Source organism: Methylobacterium aquaticum (assembly GCF_001043915.1).
In the GTDB taxonomy this organism is placed as follows: domain Bacteria; phylum Pseudomonadota; class Alphaproteobacteria; order Rhizobiales; family Beijerinckiaceae; genus Methylobacterium; species Methylobacterium aquaticum.
Map to the genome: position 1 here is coordinate 1 of NZ_LABX01000432.1, position 2,536 is coordinate 2,536.

4 protein-coding genes are annotated in these 2,536 nt (G+C 72.6%); 3 read left to right on the top strand and 1 reads right to left on the bottom strand.

What is annotated here, in order from left to right; genetic code table 11:
• The coding region (locus VP06_RS33010; RefSeq protein WP_048468056.1) for a molybdopterin molybdotransferase MoeA at positions 1-794 on the top strand (794 nt) is incomplete at its 5' end.
• A gap of 36 nt (positions 795-830) precedes the next feature.
• Here VP06_RS33010 and VP06_RS33015 read toward each other — a convergent pair.
• Positions 831-1,067: a hypothetical protein gene (locus VP06_RS33015; protein ID WP_425350983.1), complete on the bottom strand. Its 237-nt coding sequence runs from the start codon at positions 1,065-1,067 to the stop codon at positions 831-833.
• Between the two features lie 490 nt (positions 1,068-1,557).
• Here VP06_RS33015 and VP06_RS36890 point away from each other — a divergent pair, with 490 nt between their 5' ends.
• A complete protein-coding gene (locus VP06_RS36890) occupies positions 1,558-1,857 on the top strand; it encodes a NepR family anti-sigma factor (protein ID WP_156295889.1) in 300 nt (99 codons plus the stop codon).
• 71 nt (positions 1,858-1,928) lie between these two features.
• On the top strand, positions 1,929-2,468 hold the full coding sequence (locus VP06_RS33025; protein WP_048468059.1) for a sigma-70 family RNA polymerase sigma factor: 540 nt from the start codon (positions 1,929-1,931) through the stop codon (positions 2,466-2,468).
• Positions 2,469-2,536 lie beyond the last annotated feature (68 nt).

The window sequence follows — 2,536 nt, forward strand, 5'->3', positions numbered from 1 at the left end:
ACCGGCTGCTCGCGGCGGGCGAGCGCCTCGACGGCTGGCGGGTGGCGCTCGCAGCGGCGGGCGGGCACCCGACCTTGAGCGTCCGGCGCCGGCCACGGGTCGCGGTGCTCGCCACTGGCGACGAGCTGGTGCGGCCGGGCGAGCCGGCGGAATGGGACCAGATCGTCGCCTCGAACGGACTGGCGCTCGCCGCGATGGCGGAGGCGGCCGGGGGCGAGGCGATCGATCTCGGCATCGCCGGGGACACCTTCGCGGCTCTCGAAGCGGCGATCACCCGGGCCCGCGACGCCGCGGCCGACCTCCTGGTGACGCTGGGCGGCGCCTCGGTCGGCGACCACGACCTCGTCCAGTCGGCGCTCACCCGGCAGGGGCTCGATCTCGGCTTCTGGCGCGTCGCGCTGCGGCCCGGCAAGCCGCTGATGCATGGGCGCCTCGGGCCGATGGCGGTGCTGGGGCTTCCCGGCAACCCGGTCTCGTCGGTGGTGTGCGGTCTGCTCTTCGTGCATCCGCTGATCCGGGCGATGCTGGGCGACCCGGAGGCCGGGGCCGACCGCAGCGAGCCCGCCCTTCTCGGTCGCGACCTGCCGGCCAATGATGGGCGCCAGGACTACATGCGCGCCGCCCTCGCCACCGCGCCGGACCGGCTGCCGGTGGTCCACCCGGCCGAGCGCCAGGATTCCTCGATGCTCTCGGTGCTCGCCCGCTCCGAGGCGCTGCTGATTCGCCCGCCCCATGCGCCGGCGGCCCGGGCCGGCGATCCCTGCCGCATCCTGCGGCTCGACCGGAGCCTGTAGGGCACGGGGGGATCCGCCTCCCCCCTCCTGTCCCGCCTACTCATCGGACTCCTTGGAACCGGTCTTGCGATCATAGGCGGTGATCGCTGCCCGGCACTGGGGCGAGAGCCGGGCGCGGTTGCGCGTGAAGCAGCGCTCCACCTCCGGGCTGTCCGGATCGGCCCCGGCACAGAGCTTGAAGTAGTCGGCGGCACAATTCATCTGCAAGCCCTTGTCCTCGCGCTGGGCAAGGGCCGGGGTCGCCGCCAAGAATGTCACGACCAGGAGGGTCAGGTAGGCCGCGGGAGCGGCGGGCGCACGAAGCGACTTCGGGTTCAAGGTGTCATTCCCGCTGGAGAAGCTGAAGCCCCTAGGGTAGGTGCCGCGCGCCGTCGGACAAGCGCAGCCAGGTCACACCGGCACCGGGATGCGCGTCGGGCCTGGTCGCGACCGACCCGGTACCGCCCGCCGCCGGCATCCTCAATGCGGCCGGCGCCCGAGCGCCTCCTCGCCCCGTGGCCGCGTCTCGGATCGCCAATCGAGGCCCTATCAGCGCCGTCATGCCGACGTTGAATATCTTGTGATCTCACGGACAAGCTCGATCGACACCGCCAAGCTCGGATGAAGATTGGGTGAATGCCGGTTTCAGATCGCATTAAAATCCACGGCTTTATTGCGGTGCCGAACGAAGCGCGAGGCGGCTCTCGATCGGTGCGCCGCGGCTCCGGCCGGCATCCTGCCGCGCCCGGCCGCCCGGCTCCGGCAGCCGCGAGGCAGGGCGGCGATGCGCGAAGACGAGACCGAGGTCGACGCTCCGGCAGGACCGGAGCCGCGATCCCGCGGCCGGCCCGGGGAAGGGCCAGATAGACCGCAAAAGCCAGGCCAGGCGCCCGGCGAGGCACCAGGGGAACTCGATTCCTTCACCCGGCGCCGGCTCGGCCGGGCCTTGCGCGCCCACTACGCCGACCTTCTCAGCGCCCCGGTGCCGGAGCGCTTCACGGCGCTCATCGCCGGGCTCGATGCCGGCCTCCCGCCGGCGCCCGCGGTGCCGGCCGAGGATCCCGGGCAGGAGGACGCGCGATGAAGGCCGCCAAGGTGCCCACGGTCGAGGCTCCCCCGCTCAAGCGTCCCACGGTGGCGCCCGTCGATCCCGAGATGCGGGCGCTGCTGCTCGGGGCGATCCCCGCCTTGCGCGCCTTCGCCTTCTCGCTTACCCGCGACCTCGACCGCAGCGACGACCTGGTGCAGGACACCCTGGTGCGGGCCTGGATCAAGGCCGACAGCTTCACCCCCGGCACCAACCTCTATGCCTGGCTGTTCACCATCCTGCGCAACCTGTTCTATTCCGAGCAGCGCAAGCGCCGGCGCGAGGTCGAGGATGCGGACGGGGTGATGGCGGGCCGCCTCGCCGCCCTGCCCGACCAGGAGGCGCGGGTCGAACTCTCGGCGTTCCAGGCGGCGTTGAGCACCCTGCCGGCCAACCAGCGCGAGGCGCTGGTCCTGGTGGGGGCCCAGAACTTCACCTACGAGGAGGCGGCGGAGATCTGCGGCGTCGCCGTCGGGACGATCAAGAGCCGGGTCAGCCGGGCCCGCGGCCGGCTGATCGAACTGCTCGGCATGACCGGTCCCGACGACATCGGCAGCGACGGCGCGACCCTGGCGGCCATGACCCTGGCAGCCACGGGCCATTCCTGACCAGGCGCGTTCGATCCGGGCCGGGATGCCGCATCCCTGGAACGGTTTCCCGGCCCGGATCGAACGCG